Here is an 18510-nt window from a genome sequence, read left to right as displayed (position 1 = left end):
ACAATACCTGACATGAAGCGCTTTCTTTTCAGTTTGGAAGCATAACACTCTAGTAAAATTAGGAGGTAATCATAGCTGTGCTCTGTGGCACAAGTAACGAAGGAGATGGATTGGGTTCATGCTGTTCAAGACGATATCCGCTTATATCCGTTCGTCTCCGATATTATTTGCGCTGATTTTAGTCGGAGCGTTGTTCGAGCTTGTATTCCATTATCTGTCCGCACTCAGCTACAAATATTTGATCGATAAAGCTTTAATCCCCCAAGACCGAGAGGTTCTTGCTGTGATTGTGATTACGCTGATCTCGCTTGGGCTTATGAATCTGATTGCGGGTATTACAAGTGATTATGCGAAAGCGAAGCTTGGCAGCAAATTGCTGTTCGATTACCAGATGAAGCTGTTCAAGCATGCCCAAATGCAGTCGCATCGCTTCTATGAACGGTTCCGCATTGGCGATCTTCTTGCCAGGTACACGGAGGACATTCCCAACATTCAGACAGCTGCCCTGCTGACACTTTCGTCGGGGCTGGTGTCAGGGCTGAGCGTAGTTGCCGGCCTCGTTATTTTGTTTGTTATGGAGTGGAAGCTTACGCTGCTTGCCATTGGTGGCTCCGCTTTGCTTTTTCTGCCTTACCGTCTGCTCAAATCCGGCTCATTGAAGCTGAACGAGACTTATTATAAGCATTTGGAGCATTTTACAGGGGCAATTGACGAGAATATTAAGGGTTATAGGGTGATAAGAGGCTTCGATCTAAGAGCGACGATGCTGTCACGAATAGAGGGAACTTTGCGCAGTATGCTGTCAATTGGCGTTAGGAGGAGCTTCGTGAATGCCAATTTGAATCGCCTGCCTATGCTTGCCATTTCGGTGTTATCGGCGGTAATTCTTGCATATGGCAGTTATCTCACCTTTGGCGGAAGTCTTTCCATCGGCAGCTTTATTGCTTATAATTCGATTTTTATTACTGTTGGACAGTCACTGTTCGGTATATCAGCTCTGCTGCCTTATATCCTTTCGGCGAGGACGAGTTTTGGCCGTCTGCAGGAGGTGCTCGACTGGCAGCCTGACGTAGTCGAATATGGCATCCGCGAGCTGCCGCCCGTCCGGAGGGAGATTGCGCTGAGCAAGGTTTCTTTCGCTTACGTTCCTGGCGAGCAAGTGCTGCAGGATCTTGATCTTGTCATTCCAGCAACGGGTTTTACATCTATTGTTGGAGCCAGCGGATCAGGCAAGAGTACAGTGCTCCAATTACTGCTGCGTTTCGAAGATCCTGATAGCGGCTTGGTGAGGTATGATGATGAGGATATTCGGGATTCGGTATACGCTTCGCTGCTCAAGCAGGTAGGTGTTGTTTTTCAGGATTCGGTCTTGTTCCATGCATCAATCCGGGAAAATATTTGTATAGGCAGGCCCGACGCGGATGAGCGTGTGCTCGAGGAAGCAGCGCGTGCGGCCGGCATTCATGAGACCATTCAAAGCTTCTATGATGGATACGATACCATAATTCACAATCAGGGGGGAAATCTGTCCGGAGGACAGCGGCAGCGAATTGCGCTGGCCAGAGCGCTCATTCGAATGCCCAGAATCCTGTTTCTGGATGAAGCCACATCGGCACTGGATCCCGAGACGGAGCGGTCAGTGAACGAGACCATCTTGTCATTGGCGGCCAGCCGGACGATCGTCTCCGTGACGCATCGGTTGACATACGCGGCTATGTCCGACAGGATTGTCGTTCTTGATCAGGGGAAGGTGGCTGAATTGGGTACGCATGAGGAACTGATTACGCTTAATGGCGTGTATCGCCGGATGTGGGATAAGCAGCAGGGCTTTGTTCTGTCCAAAGGCGGCGGAAGCGTTCATGTGGAATCGAACCGATTGAGCCAGTTTTCTTTTTTTCAGGGGCTGGAAGTGGCTGCTCTGCAGGAAATCTCCCGGTTATTTGTCACGGAAAAATTCGGGACAGGCACTCATGTGGTGGAGCAGGGGAAAGAGGGAGACAAGTTTTACATTATCGTACGGGGGAAGGTAGAGGTCGTCCGGGTGACGGAAACAGGGGAACGTAAGAAGCTGGCTGTATTGGAGGACGGGGAGCATTTCGGAGAGATTGCTCTGCTGCATAACATTCCGCGAACGGCCAGCATCGTAACCCAATCGCCTTGTATATGCCTGGCGCTGTCCCGCGACGACTTTAATCCCTTGTTGGACCAATATCCGTCGGTCCGCGAAGCGCTCGAAGCTTCGCTGCAGACACGAAATCAAAGGAGGGATACCCGTGATCCAGTGGTTGCCGGCTGATAACGAAGCAGCAAGGGAATTAGGAGTAAGGTTCCTATGTCAACATGGGGAGCATCTTGGGGTTCCGTATAATTGGAGCACTGTAATGTCATCTCTCGCCTGTTCAATTGAGGATAACGGATTCATAATAGGCATTGACAGCAGCGGCCAGATTATAGGAGTGTTAGCGTACACAATTGGAGCCGGTGAGGATGATTACGAGGACCAGACGAGAATTGAGGTTCATCTCCTATACATCAAGGAGCGGCCGCTTAGAGGAAGAATACTGCTTGCAGCTATGCATAAGCTTGCCAGGCAAATACTCGATTCGCCGAATGCGTTCAGGGAGGTTGTCTTCTATGCTGCGCCTTCCTCTGACAACAGGAAGCTGTTTGCCAAGTTCGCGGCTTTGGAGAGCACAACAGAGCACCCTTGCGGTCTGCTGGATTTCTATACGGCGACCCCAAAAAGTTTATTAGAATATGCTGATTGCAACAGAGAGTGACTTTCACAGTCTCATACAAATTCCTTTGCTAATTTCAATACAAATAGCCAGCATCGCTGCTGGCCACCAGGAAACGGATAATTACATCTTAGCTGGATCTCTTTCAATTGTTTGTGCCATAGGTGCATTGCACGCTGGAGCTCCCATACTAACACCTCCTTAAATTGGATTAAATAGAAATATAATCTATTTATCTGAATGTTGCAACTATTATATTATTTTGTCGAATAATGCGAATGAAAAGGAGTGATCGTCGATGGTTCGATTTGAAATTTGCATCAACACGGGACAATGGTGCAGGTTTACGGAGTTTTATGTCGAGCACCGTCAGCGTATTATCCCGGACTACAAAGTAATTCATGCGCTTGTAGATGTCAAAAATTATATGAGACGTGGAAGGGGCGCTATACTGACGGATGAAGCGGATCAAGTAGTTGGCATGGGCAGTTTTGTACTCGGATTAGCAGACCAAGGTTTTGAACATAAAGAGATTGCCGTGCTTGGCAATTGTTATTTTACCGATCAATATCAGAATAACCGGACCTTCGTGAGAGGGCTGCAGGTGTTGGCGGAGCAAATCGGAGAAGCTGGTAACAACGTGAAGGAAGTACGAATTCCGACGGCTGCAGACAATGCCTATACAAATCATCTGTATCAAAAATTCTCCAAAAGGATACATACCTTCCCAACCTTATATGGACAATTCCATGTTTATTCCACGACCTATGATCAATTCGTCAGCTTTTGCCGCCGATTCCGGTGATGTTTTTATTTCACAATCTTTATTTCATTACGCATAAGAAAAAAACGAGGACTCACGCAGGTTCTCGTTTTTCTTATGTTCTTATTTGAATTAGCTAATATGGTTTGTCAGCTATTTGATCTGAAATCCGCCAATTTACAGGCTTTTTCGACTTTATTAGCGCCAGTCTAACTTTAGTTAGTATCTTTTTTTAGTGCTTAGGAAGTATACTCATGCTCATGCCATGGCAGCAATTAAATGTGTATAAGGAAACAGATGAATAAACTTATTGTTTTGTTACTTATTTTCTTATATAGTCAATATGTCTTGAATCTAAATTCCTATTAAAATTATAGAAAAAGCTAAGGTTAATAAAAACTTTGTCGAAATTTACAATTAAATAAACCTTTTTTCCTAAATAATGTGTCGAATTATACTTTTTTATTTTAAATAATGTAGTACTATATACATATAAAACATGGATACGGCTTAGCAAGCGAGAAGTTCTCGATAAAACAACGTTGTTTGCACGGACGGACCACCTTCTTATCTGACAGATTCAACTAGCCAAATAGTGATGAGGGGGATGGAGTGGCATGATTGGAGTTTTACAAAAGGTGCTTGGCACAGTGGGAGATCGTAGATTGGCGAAGTATAGGCCTCTAATACATAGGATCAATCACTTGTATGAAGGGTACCAAAAGTATTTTTTGGAAAAAGATTTTTCTGAGAAAACCGGCATATTAAAGGAGCAAATCGCGAATGGATATCCGCTGGATAAACAGCTGCCGGAGGCGTTTGCTATTGTTAAAGTTGCCTTTTACCGGATTTTCGGTTTTGAGATTCATGATGTGCAGTTAATGGGAGCCATTGTGCTCTACGAAGGCTGTATGGCCGAGATGAAGACGGGGGAGGGGAAAACAGCTGTTGCTGTTTTTGCCGCTTATCTGAACGCTTTATCGGGTGAGGGTGTACATATAGTTACTGTTAATCCTTACTTGGCAGAGCGTGATAGTGAGGAAATGGGTAAGGTGTTTCAGCTTTTGGGCATGACTGTCGGTTGTATTAAAAGCAATATGTCTGTTCAGCAAAGACAGGCTGAGTACAGCTGTGATATTACTTACTCTACGCACTATGAGCTGGGCTTCGATTATTTGCGCGATAATATGGTGTATCAGGTAGGCAACCGTGTTCACCGAAAGCTGAGCTGCGTCATTATTGACGAAGTCGATAGCATTCTGATTGATGAGGCCCGCACCCCCTTGCTTATATCAGCTGAGCCTGGAAAGGGGACGGATTATCTTTACTTCATTGATAACAAGGTCAAAAGTCTGACGAGCGAAGATTACCAGATCGCAGAATCAACAAAGCAGATTATGCTTACGGAAGAAGGCATAGACAGCTGTGAGCGAATCTTTGGTGTTCATAATCTTATGCATATAGACCATGCTTCCTTATATCATAAGCTTCTCCAAGCTTTGCGTGCGAATCACATTATGCATAAGGATATTGATTATGTGATTGAAACCAATGAACAAGGAGTCCGGGAAATTGTCATTGTTGATCAAAATACCGGCAGACTGATGTTTGGACGACGTTTTGTGGAAGGTTTGCATCAAGCGATCGAGGCTAAGGAAGGCATCGGCGTGCAAGGACAGCCAGCTACTCAAGCTACGATTACACTTCAGAATTACTTCCGGATGTACGGGAAGATCGCCGGGATGACGGGTACAGGTCTCGAGGTACGTGATGAATTCAGGAAAATTTATGGAGCTGATGTGATAGCTATTCCTACCCATAAGCCAGTGAGTCGAATTGACCATCCCGACCTGTTGTGCATAACGGAGGAAGAGAAGTTCAAACGCGTTGTTCAGGAAATTAAACATAAATTTGTCCGGGGACAGCCTGTTCTGGTAGGGTCTTCTAACATTAAGAAATCGGAGCTGCTGAGCAGGATGCTTACCGCTGAAGGCATTGCCCATAAGGTGCTGAACGCGAAAAATTACCGCGAAGAAGCCGAGGTTATCCGATTGGCCGGGCAAAAAGGTGCTGTGACCATATCGACGAATATGGCTGGGCGTGGTGTGGATATTTTGCTGGGTCCCGGGGTTGCCGAACTGGGCGGCCTCCATATTATTGGAACTACCCGGCACGAATCACTGCGTATCGATAATCAACTGAGAGGCAGGAGCGGCAGACAAGGGGATGTAGGCAGCTCGCATTTTATTGTTTCTCTGGAGGACGAGCTGCTGGCGAATAGTTATCCGGACCATCTGTTGGATGAATTGGTTGATCTGGATCTTGCCAACGATGCTGCCCTCGATCAACCTCGCTATATCCGCGGGATTCGCAGTGCCCAAAGCTCGGTAGAAGGTGAGATGTATTCCCATAGAGAGAAGCTCCTGATGTATGACCAAATTCTTAATATACAGCGAAATATCATTTACTCCATGCGAAATGACGCTTTGGAGGGAAAGGATGTATCGGATGAGATCCATGGCATGATCCGAAAAGCTGTCAAGAATGAGGTTGTTCGATGTTGTCCAGGGGAGCTTCAAGAGGACTGGAATCTTGTAGGCCTGGTTGTGTCATTGGGACGAATTTTTCCATACAAGCAGTCATTACAATTAGTTGGATTGCAGGATATTACTCCGACAAGCATTTTGGATATGATTCAAGAGCAGCTTCTGGCCTATTATGAGGAGAAGAAGGGCCTTTATCAAGGGGATGTGCTGGAGTTAATATGCAGATCGCTTATTATTTCTATAGATAAACATTGGCTTATTTATATGGAGGCTTTAGAGGAAGTGAAGGAAGGAATGAGTTTCCGTGTGTATGCCAATGTGGATCCTTTCATTGAGTACGAACGGGAAACGGCACGCATGTTTGATGAATTATTGGCTTCAATTGAACAGGAGGCTCTGCGAGTAATTTGGAATCAACTTGAGTAAAGCTTGCACGCATCGCTGACTCATCCATTTAATCATTCAAGATTCATAGGAGGAATTCATTAATGTCTAACGAAAATCAAAATATTGGCGAGCAAGACAATCAGGAGCAATCAACGGTAAAAAATATTAAGCGCAAAAGAGCAGACCAGCCAGATCATAAAAAGAAATTGATCAGCGCTATAACCGGAACGGTTATGGTAGCTGGAGCTATTACCCCTTTCCTTCCATCCCAGGTGGCGCAAGCCTCACCACTCACCACAACGACAGGTACATTGACAGCAGATAAGTATTACGTAGCGGCAGGTGAGTTTGTTGAAATCACCATTACTGATTCCGGGAATCACTTTAATCTGAATTCGGGAGTTGCAGAGACCACACAGGTAGCCGTTTCTTCTGCTGCGGATACGGATGAAGGCCGCAATCCACTTATGTTGACTTTAACGGAAACAGGTCCCGCTACAGGTGTATTTAAAGGAAGTCTTGGTTTGGTTGACCCTTCAGTGGCATCCCCTGCAGCCAATGTAATTAAAGTAGCTAACGGCGGAACAGTCACGATTTTAGATCCAAAGTGGAATACAGAAAATCAATTAAATCCTATTGTATTGAATGTAGAGAGACGCGACCATGTAACAGGAGCGATTCAGACGCTTGACGCTGCTACGCTGGCCCCTGTCTCGAATCTGGTACATAACGGTCAAGTGATCAGGGTTGAATTGAGAGATGATGATCTGAATACTAGCCCGACAACAATTCAATCCAAAACCATTAATGTGACAGCAACTGCAGGTACTCCCGGCTATCAGCTTGTCTTGCAAGAAAGCTCCGCTAACTCCAACTTGTTTGTTGGTGAGTTTACAGTGGGCACGGATATAAATACGGCGAACAACAGTCCTTTCTATATCGAATATGTGGATGATAACAAAGTTGATAATTCTTCGGGACTCATTACAAAGAAACTGGTGCGTAAAGATCTTTCCGCTGCTACTTTGTCAGCACTCCCGTCTAAGGCAGCTTATAATGAGCCGGTTACGGTAACATTAACTGACAATGACTTGAATATCGATCCTGGCGCCAGTGAAACTGCCATTGTAAAAGTAACTTCAGCTGAAGATTCTGCTGGTTTCAGCTTAACACTGACGGAAACAGGCCCAGATACAGGCGAGTTCACTGGCACTTTCACCATGCAAAATGACAGCAATCCGTCATTAAATCATATCAAAGCTCTTAATGGCAGCTCAGTAACGGTTTCTTACACAGATCTTCGCGATACAGCTGGAGCGACCAATGCCATAACCAAAACCATTGCCCGCAAAGATCACATCAGTGGTACAGTATCGGTTGATAAAAGCTTCGCTGTTGTAGGAGAGAATGTAACGATTACTGTCAACGATACGGACTACGTCAATACGGTCCCAGGCGAGGTGTTTGAAGTCAAGGTCGCTTCTATTTCTGATCCCGCAGGCATTCTGGTTGCTCTAACAGAGACTGCAGATACAGGAGTGTTCAAAGGTACCTTTAAGATTACCGCTGGAGTAAGTGTACCAACGAGTCAAATCAGTGCTGTTAATGGTGAGGCAATCACCGTTACTTATACAGATGCAATAACAGCTGGAAACGAAACTAATCAGCCAGTGACAGCTACATTAAGTCGTAAGGACAGGGTGACGGGGGCTGTGTCCTATGACCGGCTTTCCAGCGCTTCGGGTGAAATTATCGAAGTTACGCTGAACGATACTGACTTGGATGTGAATTCTAATGCTGTTGAAACAGCGCAAGTTACAGTGACTTCCGTGGATGATCCGACAGGCTTCTTTTTGACAATGACGGAGACAGGGAATGGCACGGGTATTTTCAAGGGTCAGTTTAAGCCGGTAACGACAGGATCGAACGGATCTCTTTCTCCCCAGGAGCTTGAAGCCGCATATAACAGCAATATGATCGTCACTTATACAGATGAGCACAGAGTAGACAATACACGAGGCAATATAGTATCCACATTTAAGCATGTACAGGTTCCTGCTATTGTTAATATTGTAGCATCAGACACAGGGGCACAAGTAGGTGCCGGTCAGGATGATACGGTCACCATCAACTTTGATATCAATACGAATCAAAACGCGATTGCTCCCGGCGATATTGCAGCCTTATTCTCATTGAGCGAAGGAAGCTGGGGGACGCCAGCCAATGGATTGTCGGCTGAGTGGACGAGTGCCAAGCAATTGGTCATTACCCTTGGATCTGACGCTACAGTAAAAAAAGCTGCGACTGTTATTGTTAATCAAAGTGCAGGAATTAAAGATGCACTAGGAAATAGCGCTTCTAATGCAGGGTCATCCATCATTGATGGCACATTCGGCAGCCGAGTTCCTGCCATAGCTACGATTACCGCAGCGGATACTGGCAGCCAAGTAGGAGCGGGGGCAGGCGATACGATCACCATCGTATTGGATACTGCTACGAATCAGCCGGCTCTGGCACTTGAGGATCTGGAACTGAGCGCAGGCAGCTTAGGAACAGCTGCCAATGGAGCAGCCATTTCGTGGATTGACGCCAAAACCTTGGTCATAACGCTGGGCTCTGATGCAACGGTGAAAAAAGGTGCGACCCTATCGTTCGCAGCATCAGCCGGGCTCAAAGACATCGGTTTAGAAAGTGCGATAAGCACAGCAAATGGTACAATTGATGGTACATTCGGCAGCCAGGTTCCAGCTATAACGAGCATTACGGCAGCGGATACGGGCAGTCAGGTGGGAGCGGGCACAGGAGATAAGGTTACGATCGTATTCGACGCGCCAACGAATCAGCCAACTGTGGAACTTGCAGATCTGGTGCTTAATGATGGCAGCTTTGGAACTGTAGTTAATGGAGCATCAATAGCCTGGACGGATTCAACAACCCTAGTGGTCACGCTGGGTTCAGATGCAACGGTGAAGAAAGACGCGACGATCACAGTAGCAGCTTCGGCCAATATCAAGGATATCGGTTTGGAGAGCTTGGCAAGTACAGCAAGCGGCACGATCGTTGGTACATTCGGCAGCCAGGTTCCGGATATAACGAGCATTACGGCAGTTAATACGGGCAATCAGGTAGGAGCAGGCTTAGGAGATAAGGTCACGATCGTATTCAATGCCCCTACGAATCAGCCAACTGTGGACCTTGCGCATCTAGTGCTAAGTGAAGGCAGCTTTGGAACTGCGGTTAATGGAGCAACGGTAGCTTGGACGGATGCGACAACCTTGGTGGTCACGCTTGGCTCGGATGCAACGGTGAAAAAAGCTGCGACGATCACAATCTCAGCCTTGGCGAGTATCAAGGATATCGGCTTGGAGAGTGCTGTAAGCACAGCAAGCGGTACGGTTGATGGCACATTCGGCAGCCAGGTTCCAGGTATTACGACCATTACCGCAGCCAATGCGGGCATCCAGGTTGGAGCGGGTGCTGGGGATACAGTCACGATCGTATTCGATGCACCAACGAATCAGCCGGTCGTGAACCTTACGGATCTAGTGTTGAGTGAAGGCAGCTTTGGAACTACGGCTAATGGAGCAGCTGTAGCATGGACGAATGCAACAACCTTGGTGGTTACGCTGGGCTCAGATGCAACGGTCAGGAAGGGTGCTGGGCTTACAATTGCAGCATCGGCCGGAATCAAAGATATTGGTCTCGAAAGTGCTGTCAGCACAGCGGGTGGTACTATTTCGGGTACATTCGGAATGGGCTCTGTACCTGCTATATCAACTGTTACAGCGGCAGATACGGGCAGTCAAGTGGGAGCAGGAGCTGGAGACAAGGTCACGATCTTATTCGATACAACCACGAATCAGCCAGCCGTGAACCTCGGTCATCTGGTGCTAAGTGAAGGCAGCTTTGGAACTACGGGTAATGGAGCAACTGTAGCATGGACGAATGCAACAACCCTCGTCGTGACACTGGGCTCGGATGCAACGGTGAAGAAGGGCACGACGATCACAATAGCAGCTTCGGCCAATATCAAGGATATTGGGGAAGAAAGTGCGGCAAGTACTGCTAGCAGTGCAATCGCTGGCACATTCGGCAGTCAGGTTCCAGATATAACGAGCATTACGGCAGTCAATACGGGCAACCAGGTGGGAGCAGGCGCTGGAGATAAAGTTACGATCGTATTTGATACAACTACGAATCAGCCCGCCGTTAGCCTTGCTGATCTTGTCCTAAATGCAGGCAGCTTTGGAACAGCAGGTAATGGAGCAGGCGTAGAGTGGTCGGACGCAAAAACACTGGTTCTCACGCTAGGATCCGATGCAACGGTGAAAAAAGATGCGACGATCACGATCTCAGCCTTGGCGGGTATCAAGGATATCGGTTTGGAAAGTGCGGCAAGCATAGCTAGTGGTACGATTGGTGGCACATTTGGTAGTCAGGTTCCAGGAATATCAACCATTACAGCGGTGGATGACGGCAGCCAGGTAGGAGCTGGAGCTGGAGATAAGGTTACAATTATTTTCAATGTGCCAACGAATCAGCCGGCGGTTGATCTTGCAGATCTTGCGCTGAGTGAAGGCAGCTTTGGAACTACGGGTAATGGAGCGGCCATAGCTTGGACCAATGCAACAACCTTGGTGGTTACGCTGGGCTCAGATGCAACGGTCAGGAAGGGTGCACAGCTTACCCTAGCAGCATCAGCGGGAATTAAAGACATTGGCCTCGAAAGTGCTGTCAGCACAGCCGGAGGAACCATTGAGGGTACATTCGGAATGGGCTCTGTACCTGCAATATCGAGCATTACCGCAGCAGATACGGGCAATCAGGTAGGATCGGGCTTAGCCGATACGATTACAATCGTAATGGATTCAGCCACGAATCAGCCAGTTATTGCATTGGCAGATCTGGTGTTGAGCGAAGGCAGCTTTGGAACTACGGCTAATGGTGCCGGCATAGCCTGGACGAATGCAACAACCCTGGTTGTGACGCTCGGCTCAGATGCAACGGTGAAAAAAGATGCGACAATCACGTTCGCAGCCTCAGCCAATATCAGGGATATTGGTGCAGAAAGTGATGCGAGCACAGCAAGTGGTATGATCGGTGGTACATTCGGCAGTCTGGTTCCAGCTATAACAAGCATAACGGCAGCAGATACCGGCAGCCAGGTAGGAGCCGGCACTGGAGATAAGGTAACAATCGTATTCAATGCACCTACGAATCAGCCCGCTGTGGAACTTGCGGATCTGGTACTCAGTGATGGCAGCTTTGGAACTGCTGCTAATGGAGCAGCCATAGCTTGGACGGATGCAACAACCCTGGTGGTCACGCTAGGTTCGGATGCAACGGTGAAGAGAGGCGCGACGATCACAGTAGCAGCTTCAGCCAATATCAAGGATATCGGTCTGGAGAGTACGGCGAGCACAGCGACCGGAACGATCGGTGGCACATTCGGCAGCCAGGTTCCAGCTATAACGAGCATTACGGCCGTCAATACGGGTAATCAGGTAGGAGCTGGCGCTGGAGATAAAGTCACGATTGTATTCGATGCACCAACGAATCAGCCGACCGTGGACCTTGCGGATCTGATACTAAGTGATGGCAGCTTTGGAACTGCGGTTAATGGAGCGGCAACAGCTTGGACCAATGCGACAACCTTGGTCGTTACGCTTGGCTCGGATGCAACGGTGAAAAAAGATGCGACGATCACGATCTCAGCCTCGGCGGGGATCAAGGATATCGGTTTGGAAAGTGCGGCAAGCATAGCGAGTGGTACGATTGGTGGCACATTCGGTAGTCAGGTTCCAGGAATATCAACCATTACAGCGGTGGATGACGGCAGCCAGGTAGGAGCTGGAGCTGGAGATAAAGTTACAATTATATTCAATGTGCCAACGAATCAGCCGGCTATTGATCTTGCTGATCTCGTGCTAAGTAAAGGCAGCTTTGGAACTACGGGTAATGGAGCAGCCATAGCTTGGACAAGTGCGACTACCTTAGTTGTCACGCTGGGCTCAGATGCAACGGTCAGGAAGGGTGCTCAGCTTACGCTAGCAGCATCAGCGGGAATTAAAGACATTGGTCTCGAAAGTGCTGTCAGCACAGCAGATGGTACTATTGCGGGTACTTTTGGAATGGGCTCTGTACCTGCTGTATCGAGCATTACTGCAGCGAATACTGGCAATCAGGTAGGAGCGGGCATAGGAGATACAGTCACGATTGTTCTGGATACAGCCACGAATCAACCGGACATTACGCTGGCAGATCTGGTCTTGAGCGAAGGCAGCATTGGAACTACAGCTAATGGAGCAGCTATAACATGGACGAATGCAACAACCCTCGTTGTGACGCTTGGATCGGATGCAGCAGTGAGGAAAGGCGCGACAATTACGTTCGCAGCCTCGGCCAATATTAGGGATCTTAGTGAAGAGAGTGCGGTAAGCACGGCGGGTGGTTTCATTGGTGGCACATTTGGTATTGGAGCTGTTCCTGTTGTTGCTGGCATTCAGGCAACTAATGATATGGGTGGTCCTGGTCCTGAAAGTGGCGACAAGGTTGAAATTATTTTTACAGCAATAACAAATACACCGCTCATTGATTTATCAGATGTTGCACTGAATAACGGACATACATGGGGGACAGGTGCTGCAGCAGCTTGGAACAGCACAGGCTCATCGTTATTGATTACTTTAGGTAATGATGCAACCGTAGAAGTTGGAGATTACGTCACGATATCTGCTGCGGCAGGAATTACAGAGGTAAGTGGTGAATTAGCGGCTATTACAGCTGCAGAACCTATAACAGGAACCTTTGGGAATGTAATCATTCCGGCCATATCCAATATAATTGCCACTAATGGTGGTGGTACAGCGGCTGTTGAACAGAACGATACGCTTGAAATCATATTTAATGTACCTACAAATGGCGGCGTGGTAGATTTATCTAAGCTTGTCGTCAGCAATGGACATCATTTGGGGACTTCTCCGAGTGCCCTTTGGAGTAGTGATAATCGGACCCTATCGATTTCCTTGGGAAGCAATCCGACTATTGCTATAACAGATACTATCGACATCCTTCAAGGCATCGGTATTATGGATGCCACCGGGAAGGCTGAGATAGCTTCAAGAGCAAATATTTCTTTGAATGGCAGCTTCGGCGAAGCAACGGCTCCGCTTGTCACAGCGATTAATGCGATCAATGGTGATGGCACCGCACTTGTCGCCGCAAATGATAAGCTGGCGATCATCTTTGATACACCTGTGAAGTTAGACGATTTCTCACTGGACAACGTATTGGCTGATGGTATAGCGAATGCATTTGGCAGCACAGCAACGTATGCGCTCGATGCCAGCAACACGACCTTGACGATCACGTTTAATGGCTCTGGAATTGCTGTAACCGAATCAAGTGTTATTACCATTAATGGTGGCATTTATGATCTTGCAACGGGGACCCAAGCGCTGGCTAATGGCGGTTTACTGCCAACGACCGGAGGCAGCTTCGGTACGGCAGCTGCACCTCAAGCGATTAGTACTTATGCAACTAATGGTGATGGCAAAGCAACGGTGGGTGCTGGAGATACCCTGGTCGTGGTGTTCGATACACCAACAAATGGCGGAACGGTTGACTTAACATCTATCATTCTGAGCAATGGACAAACGCTTGGAGAAAATCCAGGCCAGGCATGGAGTTCAGATTACACAAGATTGACTCTAACCCTGGGAGCGGGCACGGATATAACAACAGCAGATACACTTACGATTAACAGCGGCAGCGGAATTCAAGATGCGACAGGACAAACTCCGTTAGCAACGACTGCAGCGCTGAGTATTGGAGGCAGCTTTGGTGTTGCGGTAGCGCCTGTAGTGAGCAGTGTAACAGCGATCAATGGCGATGGTAAGGCTTCAGTTGGTGAAGGAGACAAGCTGGTTTTTGTACTGGATTCACCTTCGAATGGAGCGGCTGTCGATCTGACGAAGTTCAGCATCAGCGGCGGGCATCAGTGGGGAACTGGAGCAGCTGCGAGCTGGAGCAGTGATCATCTTCGTTTGACTGTTACGCTTGGAACAAACACTACGATCACGAAGTCTGACAGCATAACGATTGCTTTGGGCAGCGGGATTGCAGATTGGACAGGACAAGCTCCGTTAGCAGCTACAGCAGCGCTGAGTATTGGCGGCAGCTTTGGTGTTGCGGTAGCGCCTGTAGTCTCATCGACAACTGCTGTAAATGGCGATGGAAAACCAGGCGTAGGTGCTGGCGATAAGCTGTTAATAGTTTTCGATACACCTACCTATGGCGGAACTGTTGATTTGACTAAAATCTCAGTTAGCAATGGACATACGCTGGGCACAGATGCTGAATATTCCTGGAGCGCCAACAATGCACATTTGACGATTACCTTAGGCTCCAATCCAACGATTGTGGCGGGTGATAAGCTGAGTTTCCTGGCTTCGTCTGGTATCACAGATGCAACGAACCAAGCAGAACTGACAACACAAACGAACATTTCCATCAGCGGCAGCTTCGGCGAAGCAACGGCTCCGCTTGTCACAGCGATTAATGCGATCAATGGTGATGGCACCGCACTAGTGGCTGCAAATGATAAACTGGCGATCATCTTTGATACACCTGTGAAGTTAGACGATTTCTCACTGGACAACGTATTGGCTGATGGTATAGCGAATGCATTTGGCAGCACAGCAACGTATGTGCTCGATGCCAGCAACACGACCTTGACGATCACGTTTAATGGCTCTGGAATTGCTGTAACCGAATCAAGTGTTATTACCATTAATGGTGGCATCTATGATCTTGCAACGGGGACCCAAGTACTGGCTAATGGCGGTTTACTGCCGGCGATCGGTGGCAGCTTCGGTACGGCTGCGGCGCCTCAAGCGATTAGTACGTATGCAACTAATGGTGATGGCAAAGCAACGGTAGGTGCTGGAGATACCCTGGTAGTGGTGTTCGATACACCAACAAATGGCGGAACGGTTGACTTAACATCAATCATGCTGAGCAATGGACATACGCTTGGAGAAAATCCAGGCCAGGCATGGAGTTCAGATCACACAAGATTGACTCTTACCCTGGGAGCGGGCACGGACATAACAACAGCAGATACACTTACGATTAACAGCGGCAGCGGTATTCAAGATGCGACAGGACAAACTCCGTTAGCAACGACTGCAGCGCTGAGTATTGGAGGCAGCTTTGGTGTTGCGGTAGCGCCGGTAGTGAGCAGTGTAACGGCGATCAATGGCGATGGTAAGTCTACAGTTGGCGAAGGAGACAAGCTGGTCTTTGTACTGGATTCACCTTCGAATGGAGCGGCTGTCGATCTGACGAAATTCAGCATCAGCGGCGGGCATCAGTGGGGAACCGGAGCAGCTGCGAGCTGGAGCAGCGATCATCTGCGTTTAACGGTTACGCTTGGAGCAGGCACCACGATCACGAAGTCTGACAGCATAACGATTGCTTTGGGCAGCGGGATTGCAGACTGGACAGGGCAAGCTCCGTTAGAGGCCACAGCAGCGCTGAGTATTGGCGGCAGCTTTGGTGCTGCGGCAGCGCCAGTAGTCTCATCCATTACTGCTGTTAATGGGGATGGAAAACCAGGTGTAGGTGCAGGCGATAAGCTGTTAATAGTTTTCGATACACCTGCGTATGGCGGAACGGTTGACTTGACTAAAATCTCAGTTAGTAATGGACATACGCTGGGCGAAGATGCTGAATATTCCTGGAGCGCTAATAATGCGCATTTGACGATTACCTTAGGCTCCAATCCAACGATTGTGGCCGGCGATAAGCTGAGTATCCTGGCTTCGTCTGGTATCACAGATGCTACGAACCAGGCAGAGCTGACAACACAAACGAACATTTCCATCAGCGGCAGCTTCGGCGAGGCCACGGCTCCGCGTGTCACAGCGATTAATGCGATTGATGGGGATGGTACTGCACTCGTCACTGCAGGAGACAAGCTGACGATCATCTTTGATACGCCGGTGAAATTGGACGGCTTCTCATTGGATCAGGTATTGGTGGATGGAGCAGCGAATGCATTAGGAAGCACATCAACATATGCACTAGACTCCACCAAAACGGTGCTGACAATTACTTTTAATGGCTCAGGAATTGCTGTAACAAATTCAAGCGTGCTTACCATTACTGGAGGCATCTATGATCTTGCAACGGGAACCCAAGCACTTTCCAATGGTACTGCACTGCCTAGTATTGGCGGCAGCTTTGGTACGGCAGTAGCTCCTAACGTTTTATCGGCGATAGCAATAGATCAAAATGGATTGGAATCGATCTACGGCGACAAATTGATTATCACATTCGACTCTCCTACGAATGGAGCGGCTCCGAATGACTATTTAACCAAAGATCTCATTCAGGTAATAAACGCATCCAACCATACAATTGGCAACTATGCGTCCTTCAATTGGAGCAACAATAACCGGACACTGACTATAACGCTTGCTACCTATGGCCAGTCAGTAACGGATGCTGTATATGCCAATTTGCAGATCGGCGATATATTGGATTTAAGTGGATTAGGTATCAAAGACGCTACAGGTACTGCCCCAGCGAATGCAAGCAGCGTACCTATTAGCGGCAGCTTCGTACCAGGCATACTTCCACAATTTACAAATGCTGTTGCAACAACGAATAACCGTAACCCTGCAGCCAATATTTTGGGAACGATAGAAATCATCTTTAGCACAGTCATGCATCAAGAACCAGGAACTGTCGATCTGGCAAAAATTCTTGTGTCGGATAGTCATACCTTTGGAACAGGGGCAACAGCGGTTTGGAGCTCAGGCAATGTCCTGTCCATCACGGTCAAAACGGATGCGACGATCCAAATAGGTGACTTGATTGACCTAAAGCTTCTCAATTTGAAGGATAGCAATGGAATTGCTTATCTTCCTGCCAATGATGCGGTGCAGTCGTTGACTGGCTCGTTCGGCAGTGCGTTAACGCCTTCCGTCGTTAGCGTAGTAGCGGCCAATACCGGAATGAATCCGGGAGCTGGTGTCGGCGATAAGATCACGATTACGTTTAGCGCAGATACGAATGGTTTGGCGGATACCTCTTTGGATGTGTCTACTCTTTCCGGACTTATTGGCGCCGATGCAAGCGCGAAATGGCTGAACCCAAGAACATTGGTCATTACGGTAGGCAACCTTGGTGCAAATCCTGTGTTAATGGATAACGCTGAGATTACATTGGATTCGCTGAATATTAGAGATCTGACAGGAACATCCCAAGCTGTGCAAGGGACCTACGTCATCGGTGGTACGTTCGGTCAGGCCAACATTCCGAGTGTAATCAGCATTGTTGCTTCGAGCAATAACAAGAGTAAAGCAGAGTCAGTGATCAGCAATGAGGATATCATTACAATCACATTCGATGTGCCAACTAATCAAAGCGGTGAATGGAACAAGACCACGGTCAACCAGTTCGTCAGATTCGGTTCCGTAAGCCTTCCGAAGATTCTGGGCGCTGATTACAAAGGCGTATGGAAAAATAACGGTAAAGTGCTCGAAATTACAGTAATTGATGTGACAGGATCAACGATTGAGATTGGGGACAGCATCCAGGTTCATGGCATTAAAAATGCGATGGGAACATCCCCGGTAAGCGATGATACATTAGCACTGACAGGTATTTTTGACGGAAGAGAGTTTGCGATTTCATCCAGCACTCTCACTACGGGAACAGCTGGAACCTTGACAGCAAAATTAACCATTCAAACAGTGAAAGGTCATAGTGGTAATGAAGTTGTTATTTTCGAAATCAAAAAAGGGATAACACCTATACAGCTGATCGCATCCGAAATGGACATCAATGGCAACGTCCAAATTAACCAAACTTTCAGCAATTTGACTGGTGACCTGAGTCAGTACACCGTAGAGGCATACATTTTTGATAACGTGAATAGCATCTCAGCTTCGCAATTACTCTCACAAAAAATCGTATTGAAGTTGAATTAATCACAGAGGATTTCACAGAGGAATAGGGTGCTTAATCGGCCTTATTCCTCCACCTTTTCACAATAGAAGGGAATGGT

At 47.7% G+C, this 18510-nt stretch carries 5 protein-coding genes; all 5 read left to right on the top strand.

What is annotated here, in order from left to right:
* The first annotated feature begins 118 nt into the window (after positions 1–118).
* The 5 genes from J2Z66_RS17070 (at position 119) to J2Z66_RS17050 (ending at position 18433) form a co-directional block, all read left to right on the top strand.
* Entirely contained in the window at positions 119–2296 is a 2178-nt protein-coding gene (locus J2Z66_RS17070; protein ID WP_209972661.1) for an ABC transporter transmembrane domain-containing protein, read from the top strand.
* Positions 2274–2780 (top strand): hypothetical protein, encoded by a 507-nt coding sequence (locus tag J2Z66_RS17065; protein WP_209972660.1) that lies wholly within the window; start codon positions 2274–2276, stop codon positions 2778–2780. Before J2Z66_RS17070 ends, J2Z66_RS17065 begins: the two co-directional genes overlap by 23 nt.
* A 256-nt stretch (positions 2781–3036) precedes the next feature.
* Positions 3037–3543, top strand: coding sequence for a hypothetical protein (locus J2Z66_RS17060; protein ID WP_209972659.1), 507 nt, complete (start codon positions 3037–3039; stop codon positions 3541–3543).
* Positions 3544–4118: 575 nt separating this feature from the next.
* Complete coding sequence (locus J2Z66_RS17055; RefSeq protein ID WP_209972658.1) at positions 4119–6473, top strand: preprotein translocase subunit SecA; 2355 nt, start codon at positions 4119–4121, stop codon at positions 6471–6473.
* Positions 6474–6535: 62 nt separating this feature from the next.
* On the top strand, positions 6536–18433 hold the full coding sequence (locus J2Z66_RS17050; protein ID WP_209972657.1) for a beta strand repeat-containing protein: 11898 nt from the start codon (positions 6536–6538) through the stop codon (positions 18431–18433).
* The last annotated feature ends 77 nt before the right edge of the window (positions 18434–18510 follow it).

Origin of the sequence: Paenibacillus eucommiae, assembly GCF_017874215.1 — a bacterium.
GTDB lineage: Bacteria > Bacillota > Bacilli > Paenibacillales > NBRC-103111 > Paenibacillus_AI > Paenibacillus_AI eucommiae.
This window is presented reverse-complemented; position numbering and strand designations above follow the sequence as displayed.

Coding starts and splice junctions, on each gene's coding strand:
- J2Z66_RS17070 (WP_209972661.1), top strand. CDS start 119: ATGCTGTTCAAGACGATATCCGCTTATATCCGTTCGTCTCCGATATTA.
- J2Z66_RS17060 (WP_209972659.1), top strand. CDS start 3,037: ATGGTTCGATTTGAAATTTGCATCAACACGGGACAATGGTGCAGGTTT.
- J2Z66_RS17055 (WP_209972658.1), top strand. CDS start 4,119: ATGATTGGAGTTTTACAAAAGGTGCTTGGCACAGTGGGAGATCGTAGA.
- J2Z66_RS17050 (WP_209972657.1), top strand. CDS start 6,536: ATGTCTAACGAAAATCAAAATATTGGCGAGCAAGACAATCAGGAGCAA.